This is a genomic window from uncultured Agathobaculum sp., assembly GCF_963927765.1.
GTDB lineage: Bacteria > Bacillota > Clostridia > Oscillospirales > Butyricicoccaceae > Agathobaculum.
In genome coordinates this window covers 1-12,715 of the sequence record NZ_CAWVCU010000035.1, presented here as the reverse complement: position 1 = coordinate 12,715, position 12,715 = coordinate 1, and the positions used below count along the sequence as shown (strand labels likewise).

Here is a 12,715-nt window from a genome sequence, read left to right as displayed (position 1 = left end):
TGGTACGACAACGAGTGGGGCTACTCCAACAAGCTGCTGATGCTCATCGAGCACATGGCTGAGGTTGACAACAAGTAAGTTATCCTCTTAAAAACGCAAAGCGCCTCTTCCGTATGGAAGAGGTGCTTTTTTGATGCCGTTTGGATTGGTCAAAAAAGCTCCGCGTCTGCGTGCAGGCGCGGAGCTTTGCGTTTGCCTTAGTCCGTCAGGTCGTTGGACCACTTCAGCTTATCGAATACATAGAACAGCAGGCTCATTAGCATGCCGACGATGGCGGCAAGCGTCATACCGGAGAGCGATACGTTGCCGAGCGACAGCGTTACGCCCGAAAGACCGGTGACGAAAATGACAGAGGTCAGCGCCATGTTACGGTTTTTACCGTAATCGACCTGATTATCCACAAGGATGCGCAGGCCGGAGGTGCCGATCATGCCGTACAGCAGGAAGGAGATGCCGCCAATGACCGGGCCGGGGATGGTCTGGATGAGGGCAGCCAGCGGGCCAACAAACGAGCAGATGATGGACAGAACGGCTGCGCCGCCGATGACGCGAACCGAGTAAACCTTGGTGATCGCCATGACGCCGATGTTTTCGCCGTAGGTGGTGGTTGGCACCGAGCCGATGAAGCCAGAGATCATGGTCGAGAAGTTGTCCGCAAACAGCGAACGGTGCAGGCCGGGGTCCTTGAGAAGATCGCGGCCGACGACCTTGCTGGTGACCAGCTGATGGCCGATGTGCTCATTGGCGATAACCAGCAGAACGGGCAGGATGATCAGAATGGCTTCCAGATCAAACTTCGGCGCTTGAAAATTTGGAATGGAAATGATGCTGGTATGAAGAGCGGCAGAGATATCGGTCATGGAAATGACGCCTGTGATCACGGCACAAACATAGCCGCAGATAATGGCAATCAGGATCGGAATGACCGACAAAAACTTGCGGAACAGCACGCTGCCCAGCACCGCAACGCCGAGCGTCACACAGAAGGTGACAACGGTCGCAGTCGTCACGCCATCTCCGACGATTTTGCCCGTGGACGCAGCGGAACCGGCAAGTTCCAGACCAATGAGCGCTACAACCGGGCCCATCGCCGCAGGCGGGAGCACAATATCGATCCATTTGGTGCCGCACTTGTAAATGATCGCAGCAAGGATACAGCCGCACAGACCGACAACCACAAAACCGCCCAGTGCGTATTGATAACCCCAATTCTGAATGACGATGGTTGCGGGCGCGATGAAGGCGAACGACGAGCCGAGGTAGGCAGGTGCCTTACCCTTGGTGATGAAGATGAACAGCAGCGTGCCGACACCGTTCATAAACAGCACGATCGCCGGGTTGATGCCGAACATGAACGGCACCAGCACGGACGCGCCAAACATGGCGAACATGTGCTGGATGGACAGCGGCACGAGCAGGCGCGGCGGCACCTTCTCCTCGACCTGGATAATTCGATTGGTTTGCATGTTTCTCTTTTATCCCCTTTGTATTATTTCGGCAGACAGCCGATGGAATGTATCTGAAAAGCGTGCATCAAGCACGCTTTTCGTCAGGAAAATAGGCGTCGGATCTCGTCCATACGCGCGCACGCCATATTATACCCCATTTCGTAGCCCCATTCCAGCTTTTTCACATCTTTTTCAAAGCTCTCCAAATGGGCGGTGGGCTGAAGCAGCACCGTGTTCTGCGACTGCTTTTCCGCAAGCTGATGGCAGAAGCACACGGTTTCGTTGTATCGCTTGGGACGGGTCAGCATGGTTTTGGCCAGCGCGGGATACTTGCGCCGCAGGGCGCGCGCGGCCAGTTTGCTGCCGTGCGTCATCTCTTTGCGGTAGTCGAGCGGCTGGGTGAGCACAATCAGGTTTTTTTCGTTGCCATCGTGCAGGCTCTGCACAATCGGGATCGGATCGGCCAGACCGCCGTCATAGTAGGTTTCGTCCCCGATGGTCACGGGCGGGAAATAGATTGGGATGGCGCAGGTCGCGCGCAGCATAGTGCTGGCGCGGTCAAGCTGCATGCCGTCGAGATATTCCGCTTCGCCCGTGCGCGCGTTGGTCACGCCGACGCGGATGCGGCCCGCATAACGGTGATAGGTGTCCCAGTCGAACGGGATCAGCTCGTTCGGGATGGTGGAGAATACAAACTCCACTCCGAAAATCGAATGGTCTCGCCGGATATTGCGCGCACCGAAATAGCGCTTGTCGTTGCGGTACTGCCGCAGTACCTCCAGATTGCGCCCGCGCTGGCGGGACAGGTAGGAGACTGCGTAGGTGATACCGGCAGAAACACCGATGACGTAATCAAACATGATATCGTTATCGAGCAGCGCGTCCATCACGCCGCACGAAAATACTGGGCGGAACGTACCGCCCTCCAGAACAAGTCCTGGCATAGTTCCTCATAACCTTTCTGCTTGGGATGATTTATCGCCGCTTACGCGTGGGCGGCTTGCCCTTGCGGCCGCGTCCTTTGCTGCGACCCTGTCGGCGGCGCTGCGCACGGTTGCCCGATGCGGGCGCAAACGCGGGAGGCGGCGCGTCCTCGGTCGGGTGGGACACAGGCAGTGCGCCGTCGGCGGGTGCAAAGTCGATCTGACCGGTGACCTCGCTTGCAGCAAGCAGCTTGACGCGAATGGGCGTGCCGATCGTGAAACGTTTGCCGGTGCGGCGGCCGGTCATGGTCATGCGCAGCTCATCATATTGATAGAAGTCGCCTGCAAGCAGTTCGACGCGGATCAGACCCTCGCAGCCGTTTTCAAGTGCCACAAAGATGCCGAACGACTGCACGCCAGACACTTCTGCGTCAAATTCCTCACCGATGAAGCGCTTCATATAGGCTGCGATATACAGCTTGTCGATGTCGCGCTCGCATTCATCCGCCGCCTGTTCGCGCGTCGAGGACTGGGACGCAGCCTCTTCGCATAAGGTGTGGTCGGCGGTCGTGAATTCTTCACCGGTCAGCGCCTTTTGCAGCATGCGGTGCGCCACCAGATCGGGATAGCGGCGGATAGGAGAGGTGAAGTGCAGATAAAATTTGGCTTTCAGGCCGTAATGCCCGATGCACTCATCCGCGTAGCGTGCGCGGGCAAGGCTGCGCAGCAGCAGCGTCGGCAGGATGCGTTGCTTGGGGTCGTTTTTTGCGCCGCGCAGCACAGTCTGGAACTGGAAGGTGTCCTCCGGCTTGGAGGGATCAATGCGGTAGCCGAACGGTCGTGCAAACGCCGCGAACACGCGCAGTTTGTCCGGGTCGGGGTTTTCGTGCACGCGGTATACGGTCGGCAGTTCTCTCTTGCACATATATTCCGCAACCGCTTCGTTTGCCGCCAGCATGAATTCCTCAATCAGCTTTTCGCTTTCGCCGCGGTCGCGGTATTGGATATCAGTCGGATTGCCGTTTTCGTCTACGATGATTTGCGCTTCGGGGATATCAAGCTCAAGCGCGCCGCGCTCAATGCGCCGCTTGTACAGCGCGTGCGCAAGGTCGTTCATGCGCTCGGCGGTATCGACGAGAAAACTGTATTCTTCCCGCAGCGCTTTATCGCCCGCGAGGATTTTGTTTACCTTATGATAAGTCATGCGCGCGCCCGACCGGATGACCGATTTGGCAAAGCGCGCCTTGTAGCGTCGTCCGTCCTTATTGACCTCCATCAGCGCGGAAAAGGTCAGCCGATCGACGCCGGGGTTCAGCGAACAGATGCCGTGGCTGAGCGCAAACGGCAGCATGGGCACAACATGACCTGGGTAATAAACCGATGTGCCGCGGCGGAACGCTTCCATATCGAGCGGTGCACCGGGCGTGACATAATGCGACACGTCGGCAATGTGCACGCCGAGCAGGTAATGCCCGTTTTCCAGCACTTCGAGCGAAACCGCGTCGTCAAAGTCTTTTGCGTCGTCGCCGTCGATGGTGAAAATCAGCTTGTCGCGCAGATCGAGACGGCCTGCAAGCGCCGCTGGATCGACTTCCTGCCCGATCGCGTCCGCTGCTTGCAGCACTTCGTCGGGGAATACGTCGTATACGCCGTTTTCATGCAGGATGCCTGCGATGGCGGCTTCCATCGTTCCGTCCTCGCCCAGATCGGCTTCAATCACGCCCTGCGGCAGGAATTTTTCGTCGCCGTAATGCGAGACGGATACCGCGACGCGGTCACCGGGTTGGGCGTCGCCCAGATGATGACGGTCGATCGCGATTTCAGGGTATTTTTTCGAGGTCGGCTGCACGAAATACGCATTGCCGCGCTGCACCAGTGCACCGGTCAGTTCGCGGTCGGCGCGGCGCAGCACGCGGATGACCGTACCTTCGCGCCGCCCGCGGTTGTTTTTGCGTTCGGACAGCTTAACGAGCACGCGGTCACCATGCCATGCGCCGCCATTTGCGCCGGGCGGGATGAACAGATCATCCGGCTTTGCGCCGTCCTCGGGCGCGTCGGGTGCGACAAAGGCAAACGCGCGTTCTGTTGCGAGATAGGTGCCAGTCACGCAGCCGTAATGTGCGGACACGGCAAAACGGTTCTTCTTGTTTTTCATCACCTGACCGTTTGTAATCAGGCGGTCGAGCACGTCCTTCAGCTCGTTTTTTCCGGTCTCGGGCAGGGCGCGGCGCAATTCATCCATGCGCATGGGCTGCGTCAGTAGGCCAAGCAGCTTGCCTTCCAGCTCAGTTTGTTCCATAAAAAGCCCTCCTTCTTATTCAGTATACCATCATCAAAGGCGGATTAAAAGGAAAAATGGCGTAAGGTCCGGTTTGACGGCGCGCGGGCTGCATGGTACACTAAGAATAAGAAAAAACCTCCGGAAAGGGGAGCGGTAAGATGAAAGCGTTGATTACTGGTGCGTCCTCCGGCATTGGGCGGGAGATTGCGCGTCTGCTGTCCGAACGCGGCTATGAGCTGATTTTGTGCGCACGGCGGGAGGACCGCCTGCGTACCCTTGCGGCAGAACTGCCGACAATGTGCCACATCATTGCGGCGGATGTGTCGGATGAAAAGGAATGCCGCCTGCTGTATGAAGCGGCGCGTGGGGATGACCTGGAGGTCGTGGTCAACAATGCAGGCTTTGGCTTGTTTGGACCCTTTACCGAAACCGATCTGGATGAAGAGCTGCGTATGATCGATACGAATATCCGTGCGGTGCATATTCTGACCAAGCTGGCCGTGCAGGATTTCCAGAAGCGTGGGCGAGGCTATGTGCTCAATGTTGCGTCCAGTGCAGGCTTTCTGCCCGGGCCGCTCATGGCGACCTATTATGCGACCAAAAACTATGTGCTGCGGCTGACACAGGCCATCCGCGAGGAGCTGCGGCGCGCGGGCAGCAATGTGCAGGTGTGCGCGCTGTGCCCTGGACCGGTGGATACCGAATTTAATCAGGTGGCAGGTGTACGCTTTTCGCTCGGTGGCTTGACTGCGCAGCGGGTCGCACGTGCGGCGGTGGACGGCCTGTTTGCGGGCAAGGGCGTAGTCGTGCCGGGCGCGGCGATGAAAGCGATGACGGTTGCGCGGCATTTCGCGCCGGACAGTCTGCTTGCACGCGTGACCTACCACTTCCAGCACAAAAAGGGTGGCGCATGACCGGACAGGAGATTCGACGTACGCTGCAAAGCGAATTTGTACGCACGCTGCGCAAGCCCTTTGTGAACGCGGTGAAGCAATACCGGCTGGTGCAGCCGGGGGATAAGATCGCGGTTTGCATTTCGGGCGGCAAGGACTCCATGCTGCTTGCGCTTTTGATGCAGGATCTGCAGCGCACGGTGGACTTCTCCCCCTGTTTTCTGGCGATGGACCCGGGCTATACGCCGGAGGGGCGCGTGCGTCTGGAGGCGAACGCCGCGCACCTCGGTCTGCCGCTTGAGGTGTTCGAGACCAATGTGCTGCGTGTCGCAGGCAACCACGCGGCGGAGCATCCGTGCTTTTTATGCGCGAAGATGCGGCGCGGTTATTTGTATACCGAGGCGCAAAAGCGCGGCTGCAATAAAATCGCGCTCGGTCATCATTATGATGATGCAGTGGAAACTGTGCTGATGGGGCTGATCTACGGCGGGCAGGTGCAGGCTATGCTGCCGCGCCTTGCCGCCAAGAACTACGCAGGGATGGAGCTGATACGCCCGCTTTATCTGACACGCGAGCGCAATGTGCAGGCGTGGGCGGATTTTTGTGGGCTGGACTTTGCCTCCTGTGACTGCCCGGCGAAAAAGTTGGAGAGCGACACCAAACGCGCGGCAGTCAAGGCGCTGATTGCGTCGCTGGCGGCGGAAAATCCGCAGATCGAGGCGAATATTTTAAACGCAGTGAAGAATGTCGACACTGCAAAACTGCTCGGCTGGCGGGATGAAAATGGATATCACAGCTTTTTGGATCGGCTGTAAACAAGGCAAGCGGAAAACCCATTGGGTTTTCCGCTTGTTTTATGTTATTCGGCTTTGAGATGCAGCATGCGGATGGAGTTGAGCACACACAGCATGGCGACGCCGGAGTCCGCGAATACCGCTAGCCACATGGATGCGATACCCGCAAGGCCCAGCACCATGACAAGCAGCTTAACGCCGAGTGCAAACACGATATTTTGCCGTGAGATACGGCGTGCATCGCGCGCAATCTGCACGGAGGCCGGGATGGAGGACAGGTCGGCGTTCATGAACACCACGTCTGCGGCTTCGATTGCCGCGTCCGCGCCGCTGCCCATTGCCGCGCCTACGTCCGCGCCTGCAAGCACGGGGGCGTCGTTGATGCCGTCACCGACGAACATCACCGCGCCGTGCTTTTCGCGCAGTTCGGTCAGCGCGGTCAGCTTATCTTCGGGAAGCAGCCGTGCGCGCACCTCATGGATGCCGAGTTCGTGCGCGACCGCGTCAGCGGTTTCCTGTGCGTCGCCGGTCAGCATGGCGGTGGTCAGGCCCTGCGCCTGCATGCGATCCATAGCCTGCTTTGCGTCTGCCTTGACGGTGTCCGCAATTACAATGTGACCGAGCGGCTGTCCGTTCTGCGCAAGCAGCACCTCGGTACTGCCGGGCGTGCCGATGAAGCCTGTAAGGTTGATGCCGTGCCGCTCGAGCAGCTTGCGGTTGCCGCACAGCACGGTTTTGCCGCCGATGACGGCTTCCACACCTTCGCCCGCCTGTTCGCGGATGCTGTCCGCGGCCGGATAATCGGTCTGGCAGGCGGCGAGGATGGATTTTGCAATCGGATGAGTAGATGCGGATTCGCAGGCTGCCGCGAGACGAAGCAGCTCGACGGCTTCCATGTTTGCGTCCGCAGCAGGTACCACCTGCTGCACGACAAAGTTGCCGCGGGTGATCGTGCCGGTTTTATCCATCACAATGGTTTTTACGTCGCTGAGCGCTTCGAGAGACACACCGCCCTTGAACAGGATGCCGCGCTTGGAGCCTGCGCCGATACCGGCAAAGTAGGTCAGCGGCACGCTCAGCACAAGGGCGCACGGACAGGAAATGACAAGGAAGGTCAGTGCGGTATATACCCAGTGTCCCCAGTTGCCGGTGATGATGCCGGGGACAAGGGCGGTCAGTACCGCAATACCGACAACAGCGGGCGTATAAACACGCGAAAAACGCGTGATGAAACGGTCGATTTTTGGCTTGCGCGCGGCAGCATTCTCCACACTGTCCAGAATGCGCTGCACCATGCTTTCGGCTAGAACATGGGTAACGCGCAGCTTGAGCACGCCGTCCGTGTTGACGCAGCCGGAGAGCGCGCGGTCGCCGGGTGCGACACGCACCGGCACCGGTTCGCCGGTGATGGCGGCAGTGTCCAGACGGCTGACGCCCTCGACCACCACGCCGTCAAGCGGGACACGGTCGCCCGGACGGACGAGTACGATGTCATCGACTTGCGCATCGGCAGCGGGGACGATCTGCGTACTGCCGTCGGGCAGGACACGGTTGACCGTTTCCGGTCGGAGGTCGACCGCCTGCATAATCTGGCGGCGCGAACGTTCGACCGCGCGGTCCTCAAAATATTCGCCAATGCGGTAGAACAGCATTACGCCGACCGCCTCATCGGACGCGCCGATCGCCCATGCGCCGATGGTTGCCAGCGCCATGAGGAAGTTTTCGTCAAATACGCGGCCCTTGCCGATGTTGCGCACAGCAGTCAGCAGGACGCGCCAGCCGAGCAGGAAGTACGCCGCAAGCATGGCGACCACTTGCGGCACGCCGGACAGCACCAGCTCACCAAGCAGGAACAGTCCCGCGCCGATGAGCAGTTCGGCCAATGTGTGACCGCCGTTTTCCTCCTCGTCCTCTTCGGGTGCCATGACCTTGGTTGCGCTTTCGATCGAGGTGCAGATTTCGCGGATGCGGGGCAGCAGTGCGTCCGGATCATCACCGGTCACGCGCAGCTGACGGGTCTCAAATACCAGTGTGCAGTCATGTACGCCGTCCAGGCGGCTGATTTGGTACTGCATTTCTGCTGCACAGTGTGCACAGCCGAGGTTTTGCAGTGTGTAAACACGCTGCTTACCGTGTTTGTGGGAGCGATGCGCTGCGGGATGATGCTCTTCGTGGTGGTGGTGCTCGTGGCCGCAGTCGCAAGCCTCGTCGTGGTGATGATGGTGCTCGTGGCCGCAGTCGCAAGCCTCGTTGTGGTGATGATGGTGCTCGTGGCCACAGTCGCAAGCTTCGTCGTGGTGATGATGGTGCTCGTGGTCGCAGCTACAAGATGAAGAGTGGAGATGCTCTGCGCGATTTGTGTCCTTATCTGCATGCGTGTGGGGATAAGAAGCGCTTTCGGGGGTGGATGCCGATGCGCAGGATTCGTCGAATGCCATAGGAACGCCTCCTGATTTATATATGAATAATTGCTCATATGTTCATGTATTCATATTATGACATGGCAGGCGGTTTGTCAATATGGCATACGAAAAAAGATGCACAAAAGAAAAAGCCGTCAATTGACGGCTTTTTGATTGGTTTTATCCGGCAGCTGTGCCAGAATGATCGCGGCAAACACCAGCACACAGCCCAGCAGTTCCCGACCGGACAGTGTTTGGCGCAGGATGACCCAGCCGGCAAGCGCGGAAATCACCGACTCCAGACTCATAATGAGCGATGCAACGGTCGGGTTCATGCCCTTTTGGCCGATGATTTGCAGCGTATAGGCTGCGCCGGAGGAAAGTGCGCCCGCGTACAGCACCGGCTTCCATGCAGCCAGCAGTGCGCTCAGACTGGGGTCTTCAAAAATCAGCATGCCTACGCCCGCGATCGCGGCGCAGACAAAAAACTGGATGCAGGACATTTTGACGCTGTCGGTCAAAGGGGAAAAATGGTCGATCACCAGAATATGCACCGAGAATAGGATCGCACAGAGCAGGGTAAGTAAATCGCCGAAGTTGATGCTCAGCCCATCGGTCAGGCATAGGAAGTACAGGCCGACAATGGCCAGCGCCACGCCGCACCACACAAGCTTGCCGCATTTCCGACCGAGCAGCAGGCCAAGCAACGGCACGATCAGGATATAGCAGGCGGTCAGAAAACCGGATTTGCCGACGGTGGTATACAGCAGGCCGATCTGCTGCAAAATACTCGCAAAACACATGACCGCACCGCAGCAGACGCCGCCAATGCATAAGGTTTTGCGTGCGCGCCGCTTTTCCTCCGCGGTTTCGTGTGCATGGCTTGGGCCGTTTTTGTGCAGCACTGCCACTACGGGCAGCAGCACGATGCCGCCGATCACGCTGCGCGCGAACAGGAAGGTGAACGGGCCGATATAGTCCATGCCGACGGTCTGCGCCACGAACGCCACACCCCAGATGGTGGCGGTAAGCAGAAGGATCAGAGAGTTTCGGATTTTCAACGCGGGCACGCTCCTTTGCGGGGGATTTTCCAATACATAAAAAAACGAACCGTTTGAAACGGTTCGTTTTTTTGGAGCTGCTGACCGGATTTGAACCGGTGACCTCATCCTTACCAAGGATGCACTCTACCTACTGAGCTACAGCAGCAAAGTGGCAGGGGCAGTAGGGATCGAACCCACGGCACTCGGTTTTGGAGACCGATGCTCTACCAGCTGAGCTATACCCCTGTATGGCTCCTCAAGTTGGACTCGAACCAACGACCCTGCGGTTAACAGCCGCATGCTCTACCAACTGAGCTATTGAGGAATGTGAAAAAAGCTGGTATGAAAACTGCAAGTTTGTATCGCAGTTAGCCTAAACATTATAGCGCGTAAAGCGAAAAGTTGTCAAGAGAAAATTCAAAGAAAAAACGGAAAATTTCGTAAAATCGCTTGGCCGGTCTGCGGCGGACGGAGGAAAGCATCCGCCGCAGGCGGCAGGGGGGATTATTCGGCCAAGCGGTAAATGGCAAGGATGGCGTCCTTGTCGAGCGGCGTATAGCTCTTGACCGGGCCTTTTACTGTGCGCATCGTGTTCTCCGCGAGCGTTTCATAGTCCGCGGGCTTGATGCCGAGCTGCGACAGGTGCACCGGCATGCCGATCTCTTCGAAAAAGCGCTTCATGGTCAGAATACCCTCGCGCGCGGTGCGCTCGGGGCAGGCGAAGTCCATCTCGACGCCGAATACGCGGTTTGCCAGCTGGGCAAAACGCGGAATGTCGTTTTTCATTTCGTACATCGCCCACGCCGGGAACAGCACGGACAGTCCCGCGCCATGCGCGATCTCGTCGCGGAAGGCGCTCAGCTCATGCTCAAGCTTGTGCACCGGGAACAGACGGCCGCGTCCGCAGCCGGTGTAATCATTATGTGAAACGCTGCCCGCCCACATGAGCGTAGCGCGCGCCTCATAATCATTCGGCTCGGAAATGGCACGGCGGCCAGCATCCCGTGTGGCGATCAGCAAGCCCTCGGCGATGCGGTCGGTGATGTCGCTTTCACCGCCCGCGGGGGTGAGGTAGCGCTCCAGCGTGTGCATCATGATATCCACGATGCCGCAGCCGGTCTGGAATTTGGAGACAGAAAATGTGTTTTCCGGATTGAGGAAGCTGATGCGCGGGCGGTTGGTCTGGCTGGTGATGCCGCGCTTCTCCTTGGTTTCCTCGTTGGTCAGCACGCAGGAGTTGCTGCTTTCCGAGCCGGAGGCAGCCAGCGTCAGTACCGTGGCGATGGGCAGGGTCTTATCCGGTGCGGTGCCGGTCGAGGCGAATTCCCACGGGTCGCGCCCCGTGGCAACGCCCATACCAATGCCCTTGGCTGAGTCGATGACCGAGCCGCCGCCAACGGCGAGAATGAAGTCGATCCCCTCGCGCTGGCACAGCGTAATGCCCTTACGCACCATGGACACCTTGGGGTTTGGCTCGACGCCGCCGAATTCAATAAACGACAATCCGGCTTCAAACAAGCTTTTCTCCACGCGGTCCAGCAGGCCGGATGAGCGCGCGCTCGACCCGCCGAAATGCACCAGCACGCGGTGCGCGCCGATTTCCTTCAGTTTCGGGCCGATCTGCTCTTCGATACCACGGCCAAAGACGATCTCGGTTGTTGTATGGATGGTGAAATTCAGCATAGCGGCGACATCCTGCCCTTCGTTTTGGAGTGAGTTAACTCTATTATACCTGTACCCTTGCTAAAAGTCAAAAAATTAGATAGAATAATAAAACAGGTATCAAGGAAGATTTTGCATTATTTGGAAAGAGGGACTGACCCTTTGCTTTATGACTATTCCGCCCCCCAATGGCTGCTGATTTTTTATCTGTACTGCTTTCTGGGTTGGTGTTTTGAATCCACCGTCGTATCCTTGCAGCAACGGCGGTTTGTCAACCGCGGTTTTCTGCGCGGACCGATGCTGCCGATCTATGGCTTCGGGGCGACCATTCTGCTGCATGTTTCACTGCCGTTATACAATCGGCCGATCGAACTGTTTTTTGCGAGTATGTTTGCGGCGACGGCGTTTGAATATGTCGTCGGCGTGATAATGGAAAAATTATTTAAGGTGAAATACTGGGATTACTCCACCCACCGGTTTCAGTTTCAGGGGCGCATCTGCCTGCAATCCTCGTTGTGCTGGGGATTTCTGGGATTGATCCTCGCGCGAGTGATCCACCCGCCGGTGGAGACCATTGTGGTGGTGCTGCCGTTCGGGGTGCTGATCGTGGTGGATATTGTGCTGTCGGCGATGTTTGTCAGCGACGTTGCGGTATCCGTGCGCACGGCGCTCGATTTGGCCCGGATGCTCGAAGAGCTGGACAAGCTGCGCGAGCAGGGCGCGGAACTGCGGCAGCAGCTTTCCGAGACTGCGTTGGTCAAGTTAACAAATCTATCCTACCGTGTGGACGAGGCGCGCGGCGAATGGTCGGAGAAGATGGACGACGCCCGCGAGCAGTTCTCCGAACGCATGGGCGATGCGCGCGAGCAGCTTACTGACGCGAAAGAGCAGATTTTGGCGCGACTGGATGAGCTGCAAAACCGCTTTGATGAGCAGGCGGCAAACCTCGGCCGCATCCGCAAGAGCATGCTGCGGGGCAACCCAACGGCACGGTCAGAACGGTATGACGCTGTGTTGCAGCGCCTGAAAAAGCGAATTGATACGCGGCATCGTGGTTAAAACTACGCAAAATGCACAAAATGATGCAAAATGACAAGATTCCGTGCGCGCGTTTCGTCAGTTTTTCGCTTGCTAAAATGCGCGTTTCAGGTGTATATTAGTAGTACCCGGAGAACCTATCGTTTTAGTGGTGTATCCGTGATTTGTGTATCCCCTTTTTGGAGAGAAAGGCTTGATATAAGATGAAAAGATTTGTTTATGCGGACAATG

The 12,715-nt window shown here is 57.8% G+C and carries 9 protein-coding genes and 3 tRNA genes; 3 read left to right on the top strand and 9 right to left on the bottom strand.

Features of this window, described 5'->3' with window-relative positions; genetic code table 11:
• Positions 1–197: 197 nt before the first annotated feature.
• The 3 genes from uraA to rnr form a co-directional block, all read right to left on the bottom strand.
• The gene (uraA, locus tag ABGT74_RS02590; RefSeq protein ID WP_346704340.1) at positions 198–1,466 is read right to left on the bottom strand and encodes a uracil permease; all 1,269 of its coding nucleotides are present in this window, start codon (positions 1,464–1,466) and stop codon (positions 198–200) included.
• Between the two features lie 83 nt (positions 1,467–1,549).
• On the bottom strand, positions 1,550–2,392 hold the full coding sequence (locus ABGT74_RS02585) for a patatin family protein (protein ID WP_346704339.1): 843 nt from the start codon (positions 2,390–2,392) through the stop codon (positions 1,550–1,552).
• 31 nt (positions 2,393–2,423) lie between these two features.
• On the bottom strand, positions 2,424–4,670 hold the full coding sequence (gene rnr, locus ABGT74_RS02580; RefSeq protein WP_346704338.1) for a ribonuclease R: 2,247 nt from the start codon (positions 4,668–4,670) through the stop codon (positions 2,424–2,426).
• 140 nt (positions 4,671–4,810) lie between these two features.
• On the opposite strand from rnr, the gene ABGT74_RS02575 reads away from it, so the two are divergent.
• Both ABGT74_RS02575 and ABGT74_RS02570 read left to right on the top strand, forming a co-directional pair.
• On the top strand, positions 4,811–5,566 hold the full coding sequence (locus ABGT74_RS02575) for an SDR family oxidoreductase (protein WP_297283362.1): 756 nt from the start codon (positions 4,811–4,813) through the stop codon (positions 5,564–5,566).
• The gene (locus tag ABGT74_RS02570) at positions 5,563–6,360 is read left to right on the top strand and encodes an ATP-binding protein (RefSeq protein WP_346704337.1); all 798 of its coding nucleotides are present in this window, start codon (positions 5,563–5,565) and stop codon (positions 6,358–6,360) included. The genes ABGT74_RS02575 and ABGT74_RS02570 overlap by 4 nt, the downstream gene beginning before the upstream one ends.
• A 44-nt stretch (positions 6,361–6,404) precedes the next feature.
• On the opposite strand, the gene ABGT74_RS02565 is transcribed toward ABGT74_RS02570, so the two are convergent.
• From ABGT74_RS02565 to ABGT74_RS02540, 6 genes are all read right to left on the bottom strand, one after another.
• Positions 6,405–8,777, bottom strand: coding sequence for a heavy metal translocating P-type ATPase (locus ABGT74_RS02565; RefSeq protein WP_346704336.1), 2,373 nt, complete (start codon positions 8,775–8,777; stop codon positions 6,405–6,407).
• Between the two features lie 119 nt (positions 8,778–8,896).
• Positions 8,897–9,811 (bottom strand): DMT family transporter, encoded by a 915-nt coding sequence (locus ABGT74_RS02560; RefSeq protein ID WP_346704334.1) that lies wholly within the window; start codon positions 9,809–9,811, stop codon positions 8,897–8,899.
• A gap of 63 nt (positions 9,812–9,874) precedes the next feature.
• A tRNA-Thr gene (locus ABGT74_RS02555) sits at positions 9,875–9,950 on the bottom strand.
• Between the two features lie 4 nt (positions 9,951–9,954).
• A tRNA-Trp gene (locus ABGT74_RS02550) sits at positions 9,955–10,030 on the bottom strand.
• Between the two features lie 3 nt (positions 10,031–10,033).
• A tRNA-Asn gene (locus tag ABGT74_RS02545) sits at positions 10,034–10,109 on the bottom strand.
• Between the two features lie 179 nt (positions 10,110–10,288).
• The gene (locus ABGT74_RS02540; protein ID WP_346704333.1) at positions 10,289–11,467 is read right to left on the bottom strand and encodes an iron-containing alcohol dehydrogenase; all 1,179 of its coding nucleotides are present in this window, start codon (positions 11,465–11,467) and stop codon (positions 10,289–10,291) included.
• 141 nt (positions 11,468–11,608) lie between these two features.
• Here ABGT74_RS02540 and ABGT74_RS02535 point away from each other — a divergent pair, with 141 nt between their 5' ends.
• The gene (locus ABGT74_RS02535; RefSeq protein ID WP_346704332.1) at positions 11,609–12,505 is read left to right on the top strand and encodes a hypothetical protein; all 897 of its coding nucleotides are present in this window, start codon (positions 11,609–11,611) and stop codon (positions 12,503–12,505) included.
• Positions 12,506–12,715 lie beyond the last annotated feature (210 nt).

Excerpts from the sequence above, each read along its gene's own strand:
- uraA (WP_346704340.1), bottom strand. The coding sequence starts at position 1,466 with ATGCAAACCAATCGAATTATCCAGGTCGAGGAGAAGGTGCCGCCGCGC.
- ABGT74_RS02585 (WP_346704339.1), bottom strand. The coding sequence starts at position 2,392 with ATGCCAGGACTTGTTCTGGAGGGCGGTACGTTCCGCCCAGTATTTTCG.
- rnr (WP_346704338.1), bottom strand. The coding sequence starts at position 4,670 with ATGGAACAAACTGAGCTGGAAGGCAAGCTGCTTGGCCTACTGACGCAG.
- ABGT74_RS02575 (WP_297283362.1), top strand. The coding sequence starts at position 4,811 with ATGAAAGCGTTGATTACTGGTGCGTCCTCCGGCATTGGGCGGGAGATT.
- ABGT74_RS02570 (WP_346704337.1), top strand. The coding sequence starts at position 5,563 with ATGACCGGACAGGAGATTCGACGTACGCTGCAAAGCGAATTTGTACGC.
- ABGT74_RS02565 (WP_346704336.1), bottom strand. The coding sequence starts at position 8,777 with ATGGCATTCGACGAATCCTGCGCATCGGCATCCACCCCCGAAAGCGCT.
- ABGT74_RS02540 (WP_346704333.1), bottom strand. The coding sequence starts at position 11,467 with ATGCTGAATTTCACCATCCATACAACAACCGAGATCGTCTTTGGCCGT.